Annotated in this window: 12 protein-coding genes; 4 read left to right on the forward strand and 8 right to left on the reverse strand. The window is 62.9% G+C overall.

Annotated elements, in window-relative coordinates:
• The first annotated feature begins 57 nt into the window (after window positions 1-57).
• Both accD and ACR0NB_RS15780 read left to right on the forward strand, forming a co-directional pair.
• Complete coding sequence (gene accD / locus ACR0NB_RS15775) at window positions 58-1002, forward strand: acetyl-CoA carboxylase, carboxyltransferase subunit beta (RefSeq protein ID WP_480776188.1); 945 nt, start codon at window positions 58-60, stop codon at window positions 1000-1002.
• Complete coding sequence (locus ACR0NB_RS15780; RefSeq protein WP_480776189.1) at window positions 999-2273, forward strand: bifunctional folylpolyglutamate synthase/dihydrofolate synthase; 1275 nt, start codon at window positions 999-1001, stop codon at window positions 2271-2273. Before accD ends, ACR0NB_RS15780 begins: the two co-directional genes overlap by 4 nt.
• A 39-nt stretch (window positions 2274-2312) precedes the next feature.
• Here the strand turns inward: ACR0NB_RS15780 and zapE are convergent, their stop codons facing one another.
• Window positions 2313-3371 (reverse strand): cell division protein ZapE, encoded by a 1059-nt coding sequence (gene zapE, locus ACR0NB_RS15785; protein ID WP_170589180.1) that lies wholly within the window; start codon window positions 3369-3371, stop codon window positions 2313-2315.
• Between the two features lie 145 nt (window positions 3372-3516).
• On the opposite strand from zapE, the gene ACR0NB_RS15790 reads away from it, so the two are divergent.
• The gene (locus ACR0NB_RS15790; RefSeq protein WP_170596260.1) at window positions 3517-4758 is read left to right on the forward strand and encodes an MFS transporter; all 1242 of its coding nucleotides are present in this window, start codon (window positions 3517-3519) and stop codon (window positions 4756-4758) included.
• A gap of 2 nt (window positions 4759-4760) precedes the next feature.
• Here ACR0NB_RS15790 and ACR0NB_RS15795 read toward each other — a convergent pair whose 3' ends face one another.
• The 6 genes from ACR0NB_RS15795 to mbfA all read right to left on the reverse strand — a co-directional run bounded on the left by ACR0NB_RS15795 (window position 4761) and on the right by mbfA (window position 10263).
• Window positions 4761-5381: an HAD family hydrolase gene (locus ACR0NB_RS15795; RefSeq protein WP_480776190.1), complete on the reverse strand. Its 621-nt coding sequence runs from the start codon at window positions 5379-5381 to the stop codon at window positions 4761-4763.
• 73 nt (window positions 5382-5454) lie between these two features.
• The gene (locus ACR0NB_RS15800; RefSeq protein WP_480776191.1) at window positions 5455-5910 is read right to left on the reverse strand and encodes a YaiI/YqxD family protein; all 456 of its coding nucleotides are present in this window, start codon (window positions 5908-5910) and stop codon (window positions 5455-5457) included.
• The gene (gene sthA, locus ACR0NB_RS15805; RefSeq protein WP_480776192.1) at window positions 5907-7376 is read right to left on the reverse strand and encodes a Si-specific NAD(P)(+) transhydrogenase; all 1470 of its coding nucleotides are present in this window, start codon (window positions 7374-7376) and stop codon (window positions 5907-5909) included. Before sthA ends, ACR0NB_RS15800 begins: the two co-directional genes overlap by 4 nt.
• Window positions 7377-7379: 3 nt before the next feature.
• A complete protein-coding gene (gene fghA / locus ACR0NB_RS15810; protein WP_170367281.1) occupies window positions 7380-8213 on the reverse strand; it encodes an S-formylglutathione hydrolase in 834 nt (277 codons plus the stop codon).
• Between the two features lie 101 nt (window positions 8214-8314).
• Window positions 8315-9244 (reverse strand): AEC family transporter, encoded by a 930-nt coding sequence (locus ACR0NB_RS15815; RefSeq protein WP_170359474.1) that lies wholly within the window; start codon window positions 9242-9244, stop codon window positions 8315-8317.
• Window positions 9245-9288: 44 nt separating this feature from the next.
• The gene (gene mbfA / locus ACR0NB_RS15820; protein ID WP_170359475.1) at window positions 9289-10263 is read right to left on the reverse strand and encodes an iron exporter MbfA; all 975 of its coding nucleotides are present in this window, start codon (window positions 10261-10263) and stop codon (window positions 9289-9291) included.
• A gap of 127 nt (window positions 10264-10390) precedes the next feature.
• On the opposite strand from mbfA, the gene ACR0NB_RS15825 reads away from it, so the two are divergent.
• Window positions 10391-11008, forward strand: a complete 618-nt coding sequence (locus tag ACR0NB_RS15825) for a TetR/AcrR family transcriptional regulator (RefSeq protein ID WP_480776193.1) — start codon at window positions 10391-10393, stop codon at window positions 11006-11008.
• A 9-nt stretch (window positions 11009-11017) separates the two neighbouring features.
• Here ACR0NB_RS15825 and ACR0NB_RS15830 read toward each other — a convergent pair whose 3' ends face one another.
• Window positions 11018-11857, reverse strand: a complete 840-nt coding sequence (locus ACR0NB_RS15830) for an EamA family transporter (RefSeq protein WP_170341536.1) — start codon at window positions 11855-11857, stop codon at window positions 11018-11020.
• Between the last annotated feature and the right edge of the window lie 49 nt (window positions 11858-11906).

The raw sequence follows: 11906 nt of genomic DNA on the forward strand, positions 1-11906 counted from the left end.
TGCATTTCCTTCCGTAGCGTCTTATTTGACTGCAACCCGCATCAGCAAGGTTCCGACATGAACTGGATCACAAACTACGTCCGCCCCCGGATCAACTCGATCTTCTCCCGCCGTGAGGTGCCCGAGAATCTCTGGCACAAATGCGACGAGTGCGGAACGATGCTGTTCCACCGTGAACTGGCGGACAACCAGAACGTTTGTACCCAGTGCGGACACCACATGCTGATCACCCCGCGCGAGCGGTTCGAGCACCTGTTCGACGGCGGTATTTTCACCGAAGTCGCAGTGCCTGCGCCCAAGGAAGATCCGCTGCAGTTCCGCGATCAGAAGAAATACCCCGACCGGATGAAGGCGGCCCAGAAAAAAACCGGCGAGAAAGAGGCGATGCTGGTCGCCACCGGCGAGATCGGCCGCACCCCCATCGTGGCCGCGGCGCAGGACTTCTCGTTCATGGGCGGGTCGATGGGCATGTATGTCGGCAACGCCATCATCGCCGCCGCGCAAGAGGCGGTGAAACTCAAGCGCCCGCTGATCCTGTTTTCCGCCGCCGGCGGCGCCCGGATGCAGGAAGGCATCCTCAGCCTGATGCAGATGCCGCGCACCACGGTCGCGGTGGAGATGCTGAAAGAGGCCGGCCTGCCTTACATCGTCGTTCTGACCCATCCCACCACCGGCGGCGTCACCGCCTCCTACGCGATGCTCGGCGACGTGCATATTGCCGAGCCGAACGCCCTGATATGTTTCGCTGGCCCCCGCGTGATCGAGCAGACGATCCGTGAGAAACTGCCCGAAGGCTTCCAACGCGCCGAATACCTTCTGGATCACGGCATGCTGGACCGCGTCACCAAACGGACCGAGTTGCGGGACGAGCTGATCACCATCACCCGGATGCTGATGGGTTTGCCCCCGGCGGTCAAAGGCGATCTGCCCGCCCCGAACGAGGGCGCGGCCGAACTACCCGACGCGCAGACCAAGCCTGCCGAAGACCAGCCCAAGAAATGACCGCGCCCACATCTGACGTCATCCTCGACCGGATGATGGCGCTGCACCCCAAGATCATCGACCTGACCTTGGACCGTGTCTGGCGTCTGCTGGAGGCTTTGGGCAACCCGCAGGACAAGCTGCCCCCGGTGATCCACATCGCCGGCACCAACGGCAAGGGCTCGACCCAGGCGATGATCCGCGCCGGGCTGGAAGGGGCCGGGCTGACGGCCCATGCCTACACCTCGCCGCATCTGGCACGCTTTCACGAGCGTATCCGCCTGGCGGGGGAGCTGATCTCGGAACCCGACCTGACCGCCGTTCTGGATGAGTGCTACACCGCCAATGGCGGCGAGAACATCACCTATTTCGAGATCACCACATGCGCGGCCTTGCTGGCTTTCTCCCGTGTACCTGCCGACTACACATTGCTCGAAGTCGGACTTGGCGGGCGGCTCGACGCCACCAATGTGATCGCAAAGCCCGCGGTCACGGTCATCACTCCGGTCTCGATCGACCATGAACAGTTCCTGGGCAACACGTTGGCCAAGATCGCTGCCGAAAAGGCCGGCATCATCAAGCGCGGCGTGCCCTGCATCGTCGGCCCGCAACCGGACGAGGCGATGGAGGTCATCGAGGCCACCGCCGCCCGCCTCGGCGCACCGCTGCTGGCTTACGGACAGCACTGGCACGTCCACGAGGAGCATGGCCGCCTGATCTATCAGGACGAAACCGGGCTGCGCGACCTGCCGCTGCCAAACCTGCTGGGCGCCCACCAGATCCAGAACTCCGGCGCCGCACTGGCGGTCTTGCGCCACCTCGACCTGGGCGACGAGGCCTACGAGGCCGCAGTCACCCGTGCCGAATGGTCCGCCCGGATGCAGCGCCTGAAGACCGGCCCGCTCGTCGAACAGGCGCCTCAGGCCGAACTCTGGCTGGACGGCGGCCACAACGCCGCTGCCGGCGTCGCGCTGGCGGACGTCTTGGCCAAGCTGCCCCCGCGACCCACACACCTGATCTGCGGCATGCTCAACACCAAGGACGTGACCGGCTACCTCTCCCCGCTGGCCCAGCAAGCTGCCAGCCTGACCGCCGTTTCCATCCCGGGCGAGACCAACACGCTGAGCGCCGAAGAAACCGCCGCCGCCGCCAAATCAGTGAAGCTGCCCGCGACGACCGCCAGCAGCGTGTCCCAAGCCCTCGACACCATCATCAAAGCCGACCCTCAGGTGCGCGTGCTGATCTGCGGCTCGCTCTACCTTGCTGGCAACATCCTGCGCGAAAACGGCTGACGATTCATTGTGCCACAGCTAAGGCAGAGGCAACGCTCGCTATTGTCCCCAGTCCTGCGCCTGCATCTCCCGCAGGCGCGAGGCTGTGCGCTCGAACTCAAAAACACCTTCCCCCTCGACATACAGCATCTCGGGCTCGGCGGCCGCTGAACAGATCAACCTCACTTTTGCCTCATACAGCGCATCGATCAACGTGACGAACCGCTTCGCCTCGTTGAAATTGTTGCGCGACAGGCGCGGTATGTCCTCGAGCACCAGCACTTTTACCGCATCAGCAATGGCAAGATAGTCCCCTGGCCCCAACATCCGGCCGCACAGATCATAGAACGAGGCCCGTGCCACACCATTGCGAAACGCGGGCAACACCACCTCGCGCCCCTTGACGTGCAGGGTCAGGGGTTCGGCCGGCCCACCTGACAGGTCGGCCCAAACGGCCCGGATCTTCTCTCGCGCCTCGGGTCCGATGGGTGTGAAATAGACCGGCGAGCCCTCGAGCCGGTTCTGCCGGTAATCCGTGGGCGACGTCAGTTCCCACACTTCGAGCTGCTGCTTGATGTGGTGGATGAAGGGCAGGAACAGCTGCCGGTTCAGGCCATCCTTGTACAGATCGTCGGGATGCCGGTTCGAGGTGGTCACAACGACGACGCCCCCCGCATGCAGCATGTCGAACAGCCGCCCGACGATCATCGCGTCGGTGATGTCGGTGATCTGCATCTCGTCAAAGGCCAGCAGGCGCACGGATTTCACGACCGAGGCCGCCACCGGCGCCAGTGCATCCTGCACCCCGGTTTCGCGCGCCTCATGCATGCCCGCGTGGATTTCCTGCATGAAGGCATGGAAATGGACGCGCCGGGCCGGAATCTCGCCCAGTGTTTCGACGAACATGTCCATCAACATGGACTTGCCGCGCCCCACGCCGCCCCACAGGTACAAGCCTTTGGGCGGCGGCGGTGCCTTGCGGAACAGCCCGCGTTTCACCGGCGCGGCCAGAGCCGCCCGGATACGCTCGAATTGGGGCAGAACGGCCTCTTGCGCGTCGTCGCGGTTCAGGGTGCCATCGGCAACGCGGGCCTCGTACAACGAGATCATGTCGGTCATGGCCCGAGCCATAGCGCCCACCCGCGCCATTGAAAAGAAGGCATCCTCCGACATGCATCAATTTTGGTTAATCGTGACCGCAAAACTCCTGAATTGACGAGCGAGCCCAAGTGGATACTGTCGGCGGGCTGAAACCGGAGGCCCCATGACCCCAACCGCCCGTCTGCTCAACCCGGTGCTGATCGTCGGATGCGTGATCATCACGGTCAGCTTCGCCGTGCGCGCCTCGTTCGGCGTGTTTCAGATTCCGATCGCCGAGGAGTTCGGCTGGCTGCGCACCGATTTCTCGCTGGCCATCGCGATTCAGAACCTGGCCTGGGGCATCGGCCAGCCGATCTTTGCCGCCATCGCCGAAAAGATGGGCGATCGGCGGGCGATCATTCTGGGCGCGTTGACCTATGCGGCAGGGATGGTTCTGTCGGCTTGGTCCGTCACGCCCTTCGGGCATCAACTCTATGCCTGGCTGGTGGGCTTCGGTATCGCGGGCACGGGCTTCGGCGTGGTACTGGCGGTAGTCGGGCGGGCCTCGACGGATCAGAACCGCTCGATGTCGCTGGCGATCGTGACCGCGGCGGGCAGCTTTGGGCAGGTGATCGGTGCGCCGACGGCTGAATGGATGCTGGCCTTCCTGCCGTGGCAGCAGGTGTTCATCATCTTCGCCATTGCCATTCTGGCCCTTGTGCTGACACTGCCTTTCATGCGCGCACCCGCGCAGGTCAGCAAGGCCGAATTGGAAGAAAGCATGGGCCAGATCCTGGGCCGCGCCTTCCGCGACCCGTCCTATGCGCTGATATTCCTGGGTTTTTTCAGCTGCGGCTATCAACTGGGCTTCATCACTGCGCACTTCCCGGCCTTCGTGACCGAGATGTGCGGCCCGATCCAACCTGGCGGTGTCCTGCATGCGATGGGCATCACCACAACGTCTGCTTTGGGTGCGCTGGCGATCTCGCTGATCGGGCTCGCCAATATCGGAGGCACCCTGCTGGCCGGGTGGGCGGGCAATCACTTCCCGAAGAAATACCTTCTGGCGGCGGTTTATACCGGGCGCACGATCGCGGCCGCAGCGTTCATCCTGTTTCCCATCACGCCTCTGACCGTGATCCTGTTCTCGCTGGTCATGGGGTCACTATGGCTGGCGACGATCCCGTTGACCTCGGGCCTCGTCGCGCATCTTTACGGCTTGCGCTACATGGGCACGCTGTATGGCATCATATTCTTCAGCCATCAGGTCGGCAGTTTCCTGGGCATCTGGCTGGGCGGCCGCATGTATGACCTTTATGGCGACTATACCGTGGTCTGGTGGATCGGCGTGGCCATCGGCGCCTTCAGCGCGATCGTGCACCTGCCGATCCGCGAAAACCGCCCGGCGCAGCCCGCTGCCGCCTAGGATCAGGCGGCCTCGTCCAAGGAGAGCAGACCTTCGGCCACCAGCCTTTCGGCCCAGCCCTGCGGGCCGTCGAAATGGTGGGTCTGCCATCCACGCGCACGGGCGGTTTCAATGTTGTCGATCCGGTCGTCAGTGAACAGCAGCGTCTCGGGTGGCAGGCCGCAATCCTGTTCGACCAGCTGGTAGATCGGCGCATGCGGTTTCACCATCTTCATGCGTCCGGAGACATAGTGCCGGTCGAACTCGTTCAGGAACGGATAGACGGTGATGGCATAGTCGAAATTCTGCACCCCGAAATTGGTCAGCGCAAAGACCGGCACGCCCTTGGCCCGAAGCGCGCGCTGCAGCCGGACCGAATGCGGAATCTCGGGCGCGGCCAGTTCGATCCAGTTGTCGTGCCACATGCGGATCTCATTGCGCCATTCGGGGTATTTCTCGGCCCAGGCATAGATCGTGTCGGTGAAATGATGCCCCTGATCGACCAGGTCGTTCATGCCGTGCAAGTCGACGGCCGAGAACATTTCACGCCGCCGGTCCTCGCCGATCACGCGGTCATAATACCGCTCGGGCTGCCATTCGATCAGAACGTTGCCGATGTCAAAAACGACCGCTTCTACGGGCATGGGATTTCCTGTTCGCTTGTGTTGCGTTCGGGGCCGACTGAACCAACCCGCCGGGCGGGATGCAAGGCCAATCTCAGGCCCGCAGGGCGGCGCGCATCTCGCGCTCGAGCGCGTCCAGAAACCGCGACCGGTCGGCCTTGGAAAACGGTTTGCCACCGCCCCCGGTGCCCAGCGGATTGGCGGCGCGCAGGTCCGCCATCAGATCGCGCATCGCCAGTTGCTGGCCGATATTGGCGGCGGTGAAGGCCTCGCCATTGGGGCGCAGCACCCGCGCGCCGGCCTCGACGCATTTGGCGGCCAACGGGATGTCCGAGGTGATGACGATGTCGCCCGCGCCGCACCGCTCGGCGATCCACTTGTCGGCCTCGTCCGCGCCTTGCGCAACGGTCACGATCTGAACCAGCGGGTTGGCCGAGGGGCGCAGCCCGCCATTTGCGACCACGACCATCGGCACTTTGTGCCGCGTGGCGACGCGTTCGGCCTCGGCCTTCACCGGGCAGGCGTCGCCATCGACATACAGGGTCGTCACGCCTGCTTGGCCTTCTTGGGCGCCAACTTTGCTGGTTCGGGCGTGTCCGGTTTGCGCACCTTGAACTCGTCCGGGATCGGCATCCGGTTGAAGGCGTCGAGCCCGGCGATCTTGTAGGCCTCGGCCAAGGTCGGATAGTTGAAGGTGTTCTGCACGAAATAGTCCACCGTGCCCTTCAGGTTCAGCACCGCCTGGGCGATGTGGATCAGCTCGGTCGCGCCTTCGCCGACGATCTGCACGCCCAGCACCCGGCGGGTTTTCAGCGAGAACAGCATCTTAAGCATCCCATGCTCGAGCCCCATGATATGCCCGCGCGACGTCTCGCGGAACCGGGCCACGCCCACCTCGTAGGGAATGCCACGTTCCTGCAGCTCTTCCTCGGACATGCCGCAGGTCGAGATTTCGGGCACCGAGTAGATGCCATAAGGGAACCAAGGGCTTTCGGGCAGAGTAGGCGTCTCAAGCGCGTGGCAGGCGGCCACGCGGCCCTGCTGCATCGAGGTCGAGGCCAGCGATGGGTGCCCGATCACGTCGCCGGTGGCATAGATATGCGGTACCGAGGTCTGATAGGTCTTGCGGTCCACCGAAATGCGGTTGCGGTGGTCGGTTTCGATCCCAACCGCTTCGAGGTTCAGCGCCGAGGTGTTGCCCATGCGGCCCGCCGCGAACAGCAGCATCTCGGCCCGGACATGGCGGCCGTTTGACATGGTGATCTCGACATGTTTGCCGGCGTCCTCGATCTTTTCCACGGCCGAGCCCAGGCGCAGGTCCACCCCGTTTTCGCGGATCTGGTGGGTGAATTCCTGGATCAGGGTCTTGTCGATGAAATCCAGAAAGGTCTCGCGCGGCTCGATCAGCGTCACGCGCACATCCAGCGCCGAGAACATCGTGGCATACTCGACCCCGATCACACCCGCGCCGATCACGCAGAGCGAGCGCGGGATCTCGGCCATTTCCAGGAACTCGTCGCCGTCGACGATGGTCTTGCCGTTGAAGGGCACGTAATCGGGGCGATAGGTTTTGGTCCCGGTCGAGATCAGGAATTTCGCGGCCGTCAGGCGGGTGGTGTCGCCTGCATCGGCGGTGACCTCGATCTCGTGCGGGCCCACGAAACGGGCTACGCCGTCCATGGTTTCAACGTGGTTGCGGTTGAACTGATGTTCCAGCACGTCAACCTCATAGTCCAGCGTCATGTGCAGCCGGGCCTTGAGGTCCTCGGCGCGTATCTGGTCCTTGACCCGGTACGAGCGGCCGTAAAAACTGCGCTCGCGCCAGCCAGACAGGTTCAGTACCGTTTCGCGCAGGGTCTTCGACGGGATCGTACCCGTGTGCACCGATACGCCGCCCAACCGGTCACGGCGGTCAACCACCAGAACCTTGCGTTTCAGCTTGCCCGCCTGAATCGCCGCCGCGCGGCCCGATGGGCCCGAGCCGATGATGATCAGGTCATAGTCGTATTTGCTCATCCCTCAGTCTCCGTACAGGGCTTCGGCGTGGAAGGTGACGTGGTCCTCCATGAAGGTGGACACGAAAAAGTAGGAATGGTCATAGCCGGGCTGCAGCCGGACCGTTGCCTGCTGGCGGCGTTCGGAGATGGCCTGGGCCAGAGCCTCGGGGCGCAGCAGGTCGATGAACTGGTCGTTGGTGCCGGTGTCGATCAGGATCGGGCCGTCAAAGCCCTTTTCCTGCATCATCAGCGTCGCGTCATGTTTGGCCCAGGCGGCCGGGTCATCGCCCAGATAGGCGCTCAGCTGCTTGCGGCCCCAGTCGCTGGCCGTGGGGTTCGCGATCGGCGCAAAGGCCGAGACCGAGCGGAACCGGCCGGGCAGGTTCATCGCCAGCGTCAGCGCGCCGTGGCCGCCCATCGAATGGCCGGTGATGGCTTGCCGGTCGCCGTCGATGGCGAAGTTTTCGACCAGCAGCGCCGGCAGTTCCTCGGCCACATAGTTCCACATGTTGAAATGCGGCGCCCACGGCGATTGCGTGGCGTTGACGTAGAACCCGGCGCCTTGGCCCAGGTCGTAATCCTCGTGATCGGCGACCCCTTCGCCACGCGGCGAGGTGTCGGGGAAGACCAGCGCGATGCCTTGTTCGGCGGCCCAGCCCTGCGCGCCGGCCTTGACCATCGCGTTTTCATGGGTGCAGGTCAGGCCCGACAGATACCACAGGACCGGAACCGGACCGTCCTTGGCCTCGGCCGGCAGGAACAGGCCAAAGGTCATGTCGCACTGGCACGCCGCCGAGGCGTGGCGGTAAACGCCCTGCACGCCACCGAAACAGGCGTTTTCGGAAAGGGTTTCCATCTGGCATCATCCTTACGTTGGGTTCGTGCCATGGCTAACGGGCGAAGGCCCCGGCGTAAAGTCCGGGCACCAATGTTCGCACGCATTTTGAAGTCGCCGCGTCAGAATGCGGCAACCCACGCGATGACCACCGGCACGGTCAGAATGCTGACAATGGTCGACAGCAGAATGGCGGCAGATGCCCGGTGCGGCGCCACCCCATAGTGGGCCGCCAGCATATAGACATTGCCGGCCACTGGCAGAGCGGCGGCGGAGATCGCCACCGCCGCGGCAAAAGGATCAGTCGGCAGCAGCCACAGCAGCACCACGGCCACACAGGCAGGATGCACGGCCAGTTTGCAAAAACTGAGCCACAGCGCGATCTGAACCCGCTCGGCTGATTTGCTGGCCAGCGAGGCGCCGATCGCGAACAGCGCCCCCGGCGTGGCGGCGCCGCCTAGAATGGTCAGAAAATCGTTCAACGGGTCAGGCACCGGCATCTGCAGGGCCGACCAGATCAACCCGGCCGAGATCGAGACGATCATGGGGTTTTTCAGCAGCCCGACTCCGATGAGCCGCAGCGTCCCAACCGTCAGCTTTCCATCCCGCCCGCCGTTGATCAGGATCACGATCAGCGAGGAAAACACCACCAGATCGACCGTCAGAACCAGCATGACCGGCCCGATTGCGGCTTCGGAAAACAGCAGGGCCAACATTGGCAGACCCAGAAAGCCCACATTTCCGATGGCGGCGCATTGCGCCTCGACCGCCGCGGTGGGGATGTCGAGCCCGCGCAGATAGGCGACCAACGTGGCCAGCGCGTATACGCCCGCCGTGCCGATCAGATAGCCCAGCATCAGCCGCGCGTTGAAGATCTCGGCAAAGGGCAGCGTGGCGGCAAAGCGGAACAGCATCGCCGACAACGCGAAATAGAACACGAACTTGGTCAGATAGGCCGTGGCGTCTTCGGTGAAAAACCGGCTGCGCCCGGCCCAGTATCCCAGGCCGATGATCGCAAAGAAGGGCAGTGTGCGCAGAAAGATATCGACCATGCGCCGATTGGTAACATAGAATTACCACATCGCAAGTAAGGTCATCACCCGCTGCCGATCAATATCCCGGCTGCCAGCACCAACGCTCCGCCCAAAACGACCTGAAAAGCGGCACGAAAGAACGGAGTTTCCATATAGCGGTTCTGAATCCACGCGATCGCCCACAATTCGAAAAACACCACGATGAAGGCAATGATCGTGGCCGTCCAGAATTCCGGGATCAGATAGGGTAGGGCGTGGCCCAATCCGCCGACCGTTGTCATCACGCCGGACGCCAAACCCCGCTTGACCGGTGATCCACGGCCCGACAGCTCGCCATCGTCCGATGCCGCTTCGGTGAAGCCCATGGAAATGCCCGCGCCCACTGACGCTGCAAGGCCCACAAGAAAGGTCGTCCAAGGGTCGTGCGTGGCAAAGGCCGTCGCGAAGATCGGCGCCAAGGTCGACACGGACCCATCCATCAGCCCGGCCAATCCCGGCTGGACCCAGGTCAGGATGAATTGCCGGTGCGAAATCACCTTTTCGGCTTCTTTTTCATCGTGATCCAGGTGAGCTTCTTCCAATTCGGCGGCCGCAGCTTGATGTCCCGCTTCGGCCGCAGCCAGGTCGCCCAAGAGTTTGCGTGTTGCTGCATCGGTCGTACGACCGGCAGCCGCCAGATAGAAGCGCTCCGCATCGCGCTCCATCATCTCGGCTTCTTCGCGGATTCGCTCGATTCCGAGATTCTCGACCAGCCAGATCGGACGGCGGGCGTAGTAACCGGCGACGTGCTCGCGCCGGATCAGAGGGATCACCGCGCCGAACCGATCCTCATGCAGAGCGATCAGGCGACGGCGGTGCTCGTCTTCCTCGGCAGCCATGCCATCGAAGATTTTGGCCGTCGCCGGATAGTCGGGGCGCAGCATCTCGGCATATGACCTATAGATCCGTGCGTCGTCTTCCTCGGACGAAATCGCAAGCGCGATGACTTCCTGCTCGGTCAGATCCCTGAAGTGTTTGCGCTGAGTGAAAAACCGCATAGCCACCCTCGTTTTAGAATTATTCTAATCTACGCTGCGTAACGGAACTTTCAAGCCGAATTGAAAACCGTTGAAACTGAACTGACTGGTTTATAGATTTGACGCAGCACCCAGCCAAGGAGACACCATGACCCAAGCCGCCACCATCGTGCGTACCGGACGGAAATTCGACCAGGTTCTGAACGGCGCCCGAGAGGTTTTCATGGCGGATGGTTTCGAAGGCGCCAGCGTCGATGACATCGCGCGCGCGGCGGGTGTGTCGAAGGCGACGCTCTACAGCTATTTCCCGGACAAACGACTTCTGTTTTCCGAGGTGGCGCAGACCGAGTGTTGCCGCATGGCGGAAAACGTGCTGGCCATGATCGACGAAACCAAGCCAGTGCGCGAGGCGTTGATGATCACCGCCACGCATCTGACCCGGTTTCTGGTTTCGGATTTCGCGCAGCAGGTGTTCCGCATCTGCGTGGCCGAGCGTGACAGGTTCCCGGAACTGGGCAAAGCGTTCTACGAAGCCGGCCCCGCCAACGGTCAGCGCCAGATGGCCGAGTATCTGGAAAAAGCCGTGGCCAAAGGTGAGCTGGCGATTGACGACGTGCATTTTGCCGCCGAACAGTTCTCGGAATTGTGCAAGGTGCGCCTGTGGACGCTGGCGGCTTTGGGGATCCAAACCCGGTTCTCGGACGAGGAAATCGACGAAGTGGCCACCAACGCCGTTGACATGTTCATGGCGCGTTATAGCACTTGACGGACCGGCTCAGCCCGAAAGTCCAACCAGCGCCACGCCCCCCGCCATCAGGATGGCGGCCCCCAGCCTGCGCACCCAATAGCCTTCGTGCAGGAAGACGAACCCGATCAGGGCCGCAAAAATCACTGAGGTTTCCCGCAACGCCGAGACCGCCCCCAGCGGCGCGAAATTCTTGGCATAGAGCACCAGCCCATAAGCCAGCATCGACACGAAACCGCCCAGGATGCCGATCGCCCAGGTGCGCGCCGGAAGCTGTGTTAGAACCTGCCGCCGTCGCAGGCCCACGAATCCAGCAATGAACAGGTGCAGAAACGCCCCCCAAGCCCAGTAGCTTAGCGTGTTTCCAGACAGCCGCACCCCGATGCCGTCTACAACCGAATAGACCGAGATGCAAAGTCCGGTTCCCACCGCAAACCCCAGCGCCGCGCCGCCGACGCCTTGCCGGAGCGAGCTCCAACTGCTGAGTTGGATGCCGAACGCGATAAGGCCGATGCCGATCCAGGCTTGCAGGGGCAGAACCTCATCCAGCAACAGATAGGCCCAAAGCGCCACCAACGCCGGAACGATGCCTCGGGCGATCGGGTAGACCACGCTGAGGTCTCCATGCTGATAGGCTTTGCCCAGCATGAAGTAATATCCGAAATGCACCACGGTGGACAAAAGAATGTAGACAAAACTTTCACCCCCCGGAAAGGGCAGGACAAGGATCATGACGCTGGCCGGGATCACATGCCCGAAGGCCACAAGGCCCAGCGTGGTCGTCCGGTCGCCCGCGGTTTTGACGATGGCGTTCCAGACGGCGTGCAGGATGGCAGCCGACAGAATGATCGCGACGACGAATGGGCTCACCGGCGGTCCTCAGGTGATGGGGCGGCCCCAAGAAGGATCGGCCCGGCTG

This window comes from Ruegeria sp. CG3 (assembly GCF_056537205.1).

What these genes read in the sequence shown, in the direction of transcription:
- accD (WP_480776188.1), top strand. Translation starts at nt 58, where the DNA reads ATGAACTGGATCACAAACTACGTCCGCCCCCGGATCAACTCGATCTTC.
- ACR0NB_RS15780 (WP_480776189.1), top strand. Translation starts at nt 999, where the DNA reads ATGACCGCGCCCACATCTGACGTCATCCTCGACCGGATGATGGCGCTG.
- zapE (WP_170589180.1), bottom strand. Translation starts at nt 3,371, where the DNA reads ATGACCGACATGATCTCGTTGTACGAGGCCCGCGTTGCCGATGGCACC.
- ACR0NB_RS15790 (WP_170596260.1), top strand. Translation starts at nt 3,517, where the DNA reads ATGACCCCAACCGCCCGTCTGCTCAACCCGGTGCTGATCGTCGGATGC.
- ACR0NB_RS15795 (WP_480776190.1), bottom strand. Translation starts at nt 5,381, where the DNA reads ATGCCCGTAGAAGCGGTCGTTTTTGACATCGGCAACGTTCTGATCGAA.
- sthA (WP_480776192.1), bottom strand. Translation starts at nt 7,376, where the DNA reads ATGAGCAAATACGACTATGACCTGATCATCATCGGCTCGGGCCCATCG.
- fghA (WP_170367281.1), bottom strand. Translation starts at nt 8,213, where the DNA reads ATGGAAACCCTTTCCGAAAACGCCTGTTTCGGTGGCGTGCAGGGCGTT.
- ACR0NB_RS15815 (WP_170359474.1), bottom strand. Translation starts at nt 9,244, where the DNA reads ATGGTCGATATCTTTCTGCGCACACTGCCCTTCTTTGCGATCATCGGC.
- mbfA (WP_170359475.1), bottom strand. Translation starts at nt 10,263, where the DNA reads ATGCGGTTTTTCACTCAGCGCAAACACTTCAGGGATCTGACCGAGCAG.
- ACR0NB_RS15825 (WP_480776193.1), top strand. Translation starts at nt 10,391, where the DNA reads ATGACCCAAGCCGCCACCATCGTGCGTACCGGACGGAAATTCGACCAG.